This is a genomic window from Pseudomonas syringae (genome assembly GCF_021606685.1).
Classification (GTDB): Bacteria; Pseudomonadota; Gammaproteobacteria; order Pseudomonadales; family Pseudomonadaceae; genus Aquipseudomonas; species Aquipseudomonas syringae_R.
On the sequence record NZ_WKCB01000134.1, the window covers coordinates 1 to 6658 of the forward strand.

At 61.0% G+C, this 6658-nt stretch carries 7 protein-coding genes; 2 read left to right on the forward strand and 5 right to left on the reverse strand.

The annotated features are described in order from the left end of the window. Both GIW02_RS26685 and rhlB read left to right on the forward strand, forming a co-directional pair. Positions 1 to 508: dienelactone hydrolase family protein (locus GIW02_RS26685; protein ID WP_236422209.1), on the forward strand; the 508-nt coding region annotated here is incomplete at its 5' end. A 96-nt stretch (positions 509 to 604) separates the two neighbouring features. After that, positions 605 to 2080 (forward strand): ATP-dependent RNA helicase RhlB, encoded by a 1476-nt coding sequence (rhlB, locus tag GIW02_RS26690; RefSeq protein WP_236419253.1) that lies wholly within the window; start codon positions 605 to 607, stop codon positions 2078 to 2080. Between the two features lie 115 nt (positions 2081 to 2195). Here rhlB and moaE read toward each other — a convergent pair whose 3' ends face one another. The 5 genes from moaE to GIW02_RS26715 all read right to left on the reverse strand — a co-directional run bounded on the left by moaE (position 2196) and on the right by GIW02_RS26715 (position 6362). After that, entirely contained in the window at positions 2196 to 2651 is a 456-nt protein-coding gene (gene moaE / locus GIW02_RS26695; RefSeq protein WP_236419250.1) for a molybdopterin synthase catalytic subunit MoaE, read from the reverse strand. Between the two features lie 2 nt (positions 2652 to 2653). Further along, a complete protein-coding gene (gene moaD / locus GIW02_RS26700; RefSeq protein WP_236419248.1) occupies positions 2654 to 2896 on the reverse strand; it encodes a molybdopterin converting factor subunit 1 in 243 nt (80 codons plus the stop codon). Next, positions 2893 to 3366 (reverse strand): cyclic pyranopterin monophosphate synthase MoaC, encoded by a 474-nt coding sequence (moaC, locus tag GIW02_RS26705; RefSeq protein ID WP_236419246.1) that lies wholly within the window; start codon positions 3364 to 3366, stop codon positions 2893 to 2895. The genes moaD and moaC overlap by 4 nt, the downstream gene beginning before the upstream one ends. Before the next feature lie 137 nt (positions 3367 to 3503). Next, entirely contained in the window at positions 3504 to 4898 is a 1395-nt protein-coding gene (locus GIW02_RS26710) for a PhoH family protein (RefSeq protein WP_012722339.1), read from the reverse strand. A gap of 339 nt (positions 4899 to 5237) precedes the next feature. Further along, positions 5238 to 6362, reverse strand: a complete 1125-nt coding sequence (locus GIW02_RS26715) for a polysaccharide deacetylase family protein (protein WP_236419244.1) — start codon at positions 6360 to 6362, stop codon at positions 5238 to 5240. Between the last annotated feature and the right edge of the window lie 296 nt (positions 6363 to 6658).

Genomic DNA, 6658 nt, shown 5'->3' on the forward strand with positions numbered 1-6658 from the left:
GGCCCCCACCCGCCCGGTGACTATCAACGGCGGCTACGAGATGCCCAGCTGGTACGACATCAAGGCCATGAGCCCGGCCCGTTCGATCAGCCTGCAAGAGCTGGAAGAATCGTCAGCAATGGTCACCGATTTGATCGAGGCGCAGAAAAGAACCGGAATAGACGCCTCGCGAATTTTCCTCGCAGGCTTTTCCCAAGGTGGCGCAGTGGTTTTCCACACCGCGTTCCGTAATTGGCAGGGCCCACTGGGTGGCGTAATCGCCCTCTCGACTTACGCCCCCACGTTCAGCGACGAGATGGAGTTGTCGGCCAGCCAGCAGCGTATTCCGACCCTGTGCCTGCACGGGCAGTACGACGACGTCGTCCAAAACGCCATGGGCCGCACCGCCTATGAGCATTTGAAGACCCGTAGTGTCACCGTGACATGGCAGGAATACCCAATGGGGCACGAAGTGTTACCCGAGGAGATACGCGATATCGGCACTTGGCTAAGCGCTCGCCTGGGCTGAAAACCAGCGTTTATGTAGCCGTATGACAGACGCACTACGCCGCGCCCGATTCTTGCATTACACTGCCCGGCGTATATTCCTTAACCAATTAATGAGATCACCGTGCTCAAAGCACTCAAGAAGATGTTCGGCAAAAGCGAGGCTGAGCCGCTCGCGCCTGTTCCCAGTGCTCCTGTCCCGACTACCGGCAGCCGCAATGACGGTCAACAGCCCGGCCGGACCGCACCGGTCGTCCAGCCCAAGCCGCCGACGGTGACAGCGCCGGAGCCGGCACAACCTGCTGAGGTCGCCGCAGCGCCCGCGCCCAAGGCCCCGCGCCGCGAACGTGCGCCTAAACCGCCCGTGATCCCCTGGAAACTCGAAGACTTCGTCGTCGAACCCCAGGAAGGCAAAACCCGTTTCCACGATTTCAAACTCGCCCCGGAACTGATGCACGCCATCCAGGACCTCGGCTTCCCGTACTGCACGCCGATCCAGGCGCAGGTGCTGGGCTTCACCCTGGCGGGCAAAGACGCGATTGGCCGCGCCCAGACCGGCACCGGCAAGACCGCCGCGTTCCTGATCTCGATCATCACCCAGCTGCTACAGACGCCGCCGCCCAAGGAACGCTACATGGGTGAGCCGCGCGCGCTGATCATCGCCCCGACCCGCGAGCTGGTGGTGCAGATCGCCAAGGACGCCGCCGACCTGACCAAGTACACCGGCCTCAACGTCATGACGTTCGTGGGCGGCATGGACTTCGACAAGCAGCTCAAACACCTCGAAGCCCGTCATTGCGACATCCTGGTAGCCACTCCCGGCCGCCTGCTCGACTTCAACCAGCGCGGCGACGTGCACCTGGACATGGTCGAAGTGATGGTGCTGGATGAAGCCGACCGCATGCTCGACATGGGTTTCATCCCACAAGTGCGCCAGATCATTCGCCAGACGCCGCCGAAAAGCGAACGCCAGACCCTGCTGTTCTCCGCGACCTTCACCGAAGACGTGATGAACCTCGCCAAGCAGTGGACCACCGACCCGTCCATCGTCGAGATCGAGGCGCTGAACGTCGCCAGCGAAAACGTCGAACAACACATCTACGCCGTGGCCGGTGCCGACAAGTACAAGCTGCTCTACAACCTGGTCAACGACAATGGTTGGGAGCGCGTGATGGTGTTCGCCAACCGCAAGGACGAAGTGCGCCGCATCGAAGAACGCCTGGTGCGCGACGGCGTCAACGCCGCGCAACTGTCGGGCGATGTGCCGCAGCACAAGCGCATCAAGACGCTGGAAGGTTTCCGCGAAGGCAAGATTCGTGTGCTGGTGGCCACCGACGTGGCCGGACGCGGGATTCACATCGACGGCATCAGCCACGTGATCAACTTCACCCTGCCCGAAGTGCCGGACGACTACGTGCACCGCATTGGCCGTACAGGCCGCGCGGGGGCTGCGGGTGTGTCGATCAGCTTTGCCGGCGAGGATGATTCGTACCAGTTGCCGTCGATCGAGACGCTGCTGGGCCGCAAGATCAGCTGTGAGACGCCGCCGACGCATCTGTTGCGGGCCGTGGAGCGCAAACGCCCTCAAGCCTGAAACACAGTAAACAGGTGGGAGGGGGCTTGCCCGCGATGGCAGTGCGTCAGTCAGCAGAGATGCTGGATGTGACACCGCTATCGGGGGCAAGCCCCCTCCCACATTTGCTTTTGTATCAGCCTGACTTCCAGCGGTCTGCGGCAGCTTGGTCGCTGTGGCGCCCTTCCACCCAGCGTGGCCCTTCACTGGTATTTTCTTTCTTCCAGAACGGCGCACGTGTCTTGAGATAGTCCATCACGAATGCACAGGCATCGAACGCGGCCTGGCGATGGGCACTGGCCACCGCAACGAAGACGATCGGCTCGCCCGGTTCCAGCGCGCCGACACGGTGCACAATCTCCAGCTTGAGCAGTGGCCAGCGCTGCTCGGCTTCGACGGCAATCTTGCCCAGGGCCTTTTCGGTCATGCCAGGGTAGTGCTCCAGGAACATCCCCGACACGTCGCGGCCTTCGTTGAAGTCGCGCACATAGCCGACAAAACTCACCACCGCGCCCACGCCCACATTGGCCGCGTGCATGGCGTTCACCTCCAAACCTGGGTCAAACGCCTCGGCCTGTACGCGAATGGCCATGTTCAGCCTCCGGTCACAGGTGGGAAAAACGCCACTTCATCACCCGCCTGCACAGGCTCGTCCAGCGAGCACAGCTCTTCGTTGCGCGCACACATCAGGCTGGATTCGTTCAGCACCGCAAACTCCGGGTCAGCGGCCAGCGCCAGGCGCACCGCCTCGACGGTGGCGAATTCACCTTCCATCTCCAGTGAATCGAAGCCTGTCGCTTCGGCGTAGCGTGCAAAAAACAGTACGTTGATGCTCATGCCTGGTCCGCCTTGAAATGCCCGCTTTTGCCGCCGAGTTTTTCCAGCAGGCGAATACTTTCGATGGTCATGCCGCGATCCACCGCCTTGCACATGTCATAGATCGTCAGCGCAGCGACACTGGCCGCCGTCAGCGCTTCCATCTCCACGCCCGTCTGCCCGGACAGCTTGCAGCGCGCCACGATAAGCACGCTGTCGACCCCGTCGGCGCTCAGCTCAACCTTGACGCCCGTGAGCATCAGCGGGTGGCACAGCGGGATCAGATCACTGGTTTTCTTGGCTGCCTGGATCCCGGCAATGCGGGCCACGGCAAACACGTCGCCCTTGGGGTGGGCGCCGTCGACAATCATTTGCAGGGTTTCGGGCAGCATGCGCACGCGCGCTTGGGCCACCGCCTCACGGAACGTCACGGACTTGTCGGTGACGTCGACCATATGGGCGCGACCTTGGGAATCGAGATGGGTCAGCACAGGGATACTCCTGATCAGGAGCACCGATTGTAAACCAAGTGGGAGGGGGCTTGCTCCCGATGGCGGTGGGTCAGTCAACAGGGCTGTTGAATGTGACACCGTCATCGGGAGCAAGCCCCCTCCCACATTGACCGCGTTTACAGGTGCGATTCGGCGTATTCGGCCAGAATCGAGCGTGGCACCCCTTGCAGCGCAATGTGCACGCCGTTCGGGAAATCCTTGAAGCGTTCCGTCAGGTACGTCAGCCCGGAGCTGGTCGCGGACAGGTAAGGGGTGTCGATCTGTGCCAGGTTGCCCAGGCACACCACTTTGGAACCGGCGCCGGCACGGGTGATGATGGTTTTCATCTGGTGCGGCGTGAGGTTCTGGCATTCATCGATCAAAATCAGGCTTTGCTGGAAGCTGCGACCTCGGATGTAGTTGAGGGATTTGAACTGCAACGGCACTTTGCTGAGGATGTAGTCGACGCTGCCATGGGTGTTTTCATCATCCATGTGCAAGGCTTCGAGGTTGTCGGTGATCGCCCCCAGCCACGGCTCCATTTTTTCCGCTTCGGTGCCGGGCAGAAAACCGATTTCCTGGTCCAGGCCCTGCACGCTGCGGGTGGCGATAATGCGGCGATAGCGCTTGGTCACCATGGTCTGCTCGATCGCGGCAGCCAGGGCGAGGATGGTTTTCCCCGAACCCGCAGCGCCGGTCAGGTTGACCAGGTGGATGTCCGGGTCGAGCAGCGCGTACAGCGCCAGGCTCTGGTAGATATCACGCGGTTTCAGGCCCCAGGCTTCCTGGTGCAACAGGGGTTCCTGATGCAGGTCGAGAATCAGCAGCTTGTCGACCTGAATCTCTTTGATCCAGCCCACAAAACCCTGTTCGTCGATGATGAACTCGTTGATGTGTACAGCCGGCAAGTTGTCGATCAACTGTACCTGGTGCCAGGTGCGGCCATGGTCCTGACGGGTTTCGACTTTGCTGACCAGGTCCCAGAACGAGCCGGTCACCGTGTGATAACCACGCGACAGCATCGACACGTCATCGACCAGTTGGTCGGTACTGTAGTCCTCGGCAGCGATCCCACACGCACGTGCCTTGAGGCGCATATTGATGTCTTTGGTCACCAGCACCAGGCGCAGGTCCTTGTCGCGTGCGTGCAGGTCGATCAATTGGTTGATGATTTTGTTGTCGTTCAGATTTTCCGGCAGCAGGCTGTTGGGCTCGCTGCGCTTGCTCATCAGAATCGACAGCAAGCCCTTGGGCCCGCTTTTGCCACGTTGGATCGGGACGCCGACTTCAACGTCCTCGGGTGACGCTTCGCCCAGGGTCTTGTCGATCAGACGGATGGCCTGACGGCATTCGGCGGCAACGCTGTGGTGCCCGCTTTTGAGTTTGTCGAGCTCCTCAAGCACGATCATCGGGATGGCGACGTGGTGTTCTTCGAAGTTAAGCAGCGCGTTCGGATCGTGGATCAGTACGTTGGTATCAAGCACATAAAGGATTGGCTGGTCGGAAGAAGGGTTACGTCCATGATCATCCATACTCGGTCACCTTTGTGGGAGCCAGTCGACGCAATACCTGGGCGGTGCTGCGCCTCGATTCGACCACCGACTGCACCTGAGTGACGTCAAGCGCAGTGCCCACAGGAGGAGTCTTGGAAGACGCCACCTGTGTTGCAGGTTTCGGCGATCTGACTTCGTAATACCGCAAAACCCATGACAGGAAAAAGCACTTTGACGCTTTTTTGAAGTTTATTTTTCAGGATGACGAATAGCACTAGCCGAGTGCCATATACCCCGTTAAAGTCGGAAGTCCGCCTGCATCGAAATGTCCCTCGAAATCACCCCGATTTCGCCCTAACCCCAACAGGGCCGGGCACTTCAGCGAAACGCCTCGCGGCAGTCCTGCCAACCCAAGCCACTCTGCGCCGTTGCCTGCAACAACAGGGGCAATGCGACCCGCGCCTTGTCCTGAGTGTCGTGAAACACAATCACCCCTTTGCGCCACAGCAGCATCAATGTCAGCACCCGCTGCGCCGATTCATCGGCCTTGAGTTTGCCCGGCTCGTCCTGGGAATCGATGTCCCACAATGCCACCTGCAAACCCTGGGATTGGAAGAAGCCCTGGCTGTCGGCGCGACGCTGGCCATAGGGTGGGCGGAACAAGGGCAGGTAGTTTTCCGGCATCAGATTCTGCGCCAGCGAGGCACTGCGGATGATGGAGCTTTGCCAGTCGACCCAATGGCTATGGGAGCGGTACTGCCAGCCCTGGGTGCCCACGCACTGGCCCTGGTACAGCGCCTGTACATCGGCGACCGAACTGCGCTCCACACGGGTTTGCAGGCTGCTGCCGAGGGCGAAGAACGTGGCGTTCATCTTCTGTTTGCGCAGGTAATCGGTGAGCCAGTCGGTGTTGCCACTGACCGGCGCCGGGCCGCCGTCGAAGGTCAGCAGGAACAACCGGTCGTTGAATTCATCGCCGTTGCGCTCATGGTCGCCAAAGCGGGCGACTTCGCTGCTGATCTGCGGGAACAACGCGGCCTTGCGCAGCAGCTCGTCCAGGTAGCGCTCATGGAAGGCACGGCTGGGGGCAGCCCAGCCTATATAGAAGGAATTGTCGCTGACTTCGAACTTGCCGGCTTGTTCGCGCAGGTCGTCCATGCTCTCTACCAGGTAACAGAACGACGCATCTTCCTCGCAGCTCTGCTGGGCGACGGTGTAGTTCTCCAGCAGGCGTTGCCAGAGCTGGCGGCGCAGGTCGTCGACGGCGGCCAGGTTGATGATCTTGAGGCCCAGGCGCTGTTTGAGCGCGGGTTCGTCCTGGTTTTCGCTGGCCAGCAGGCTGTGGGCGAACATCAGGACTTCTGCGCGGGAGGCGACGTCGAACAACGCGGGGCTGGCGAGTTTTTCGGGCCAGGTGCTGCGGTCCAGGCTGGCGACGTCCACCGGGGCGGCCTGGGCGTTCAGGCATAGCAGGCAGGCTGATAATAAAAGCGCTATACGCACGCAGGGGGTTCCTTTGCAGAGTTGGGGGGCACTATAGCCGATGATCGGGTGTATATCCGTTGCTGCGGTAACGGCCGCTTATGGTTCCGCCCTTACGGCGGGTCACTTTTGGAAAAGAGCCCCAAAAGTAACCAAAAGGGCTCTTGCCCCAACACTCGGCACCTCGCCCAGGCTCGGTGTGCCCTCACTCCGGCTTGAATCCGTGGGCCGCCGCGATGGGCCATCCTTGGCCCAGCGCGGCTAACCCGGCGTCCTGCCGGGTTACCCACGGATTCAAGCCTGCGTTCGGCCAGCGT

Coding starts and splice junctions, on each gene's coding strand:
- moaD (WP_236419248.1), bottom strand. CDS start 2,896: ATGAGCATCAACGTACTGTTTTTTGCACGCTACGCCGAAGCGACAGGC.
- GIW02_RS26710 (WP_012722339.1), bottom strand. CDS start 4,898: ATGGATGATCATGGACGTAACCCTTCTTCCGACCAGCCAATCCTTTAT.
- moaE (WP_236419250.1), bottom strand. CDS start 2,651: ATGGCCATTCGCGTACAGGCCGAGGCGTTTGACCCAGGTTTGGAGGTG.